Source organism: Terrabacter sp. 2RAF25, from assembly GCF_052115265.1.
Classification (GTDB): Bacteria; Actinomycetota; Actinomycetes; order Actinomycetales; family Dermatophilaceae; genus Terrabacter.
The window spans coordinates 1-704 of sequence record NZ_JBFRGJ010000027.1; the positions used below are offsets into that span (position 1 = coordinate 1).

The 704-nt window shown below is 66.9% G+C and carries 1 protein-coding gene; it reads right to left on the reverse strand.

The window, feature by feature from the left end; genetic code table 11:
* Window positions 1-704 (reverse strand): PQQ-dependent sugar dehydrogenase (locus AB4091_RS21795; RefSeq protein ID WP_442294993.1); only part of this gene is annotated, 704 nt, incomplete at both ends.

Consider the following 704-nt stretch of genomic DNA (forward strand, 5'->3'; position numbering starts at 1 on the left):
ATCCAGCACAGTCCGAGGGACGCAGTATGGCCGCCAAGCGCATAATCGGGCGTGATCGCGCGCGCCACCATCCCGGGGTCCTGTTCGACCCCGTCATCCAAGATCCTGTCCCAGTAGGCATAGGGCCAGCCGTAGAAGCCTCCGTCCTGGACGGAGGTCAGGTAATCCGGCGGCGTCTCGTCGCCCAAGCCGTCACGCTCGTTCACGACCGTCCACAGCGTTTGGGTCCTCGGCTCCCATGCCAGCCCGACAGGATTGCGCAGCCCCGAGGCAAAGATGCGCGCCCTCCCGGTCCGGAGGTCCAGTTCCCAGATGGCTGCGCGGCCCTCCTCCGCCTCCATGCCGTTGTCGCCGATATTGCTCAGGGATCCGACGCCGGCATAGATCCGCGTCCTGTCAGGAGAGACGATCAGGCTGCGGGTCCAATGCCCATTCGGCTTGAACGTGACCAGCCTGCGCCCGGTGCCGGTCAGCCGCGTCGCTCCCTCCTCGTAGGGGAAGGCGACGATCCCGTCGGTGTTGCCGACATAGAAGGTGCCTTCGACCAGCGCCATGCCGAAGGGCTGGTTCTGGCCATCCAGGAAGACTTCGCGCTGTTCTGCCTTGCCGTCCCCGTCCGCGTCACGCCAGAGCGTGATCCGGTTGGCGCTTGCGCCGATGGCGCCCGCGCGCCGCATGGTCGCCTGTGCGGCACGATCCAGCAG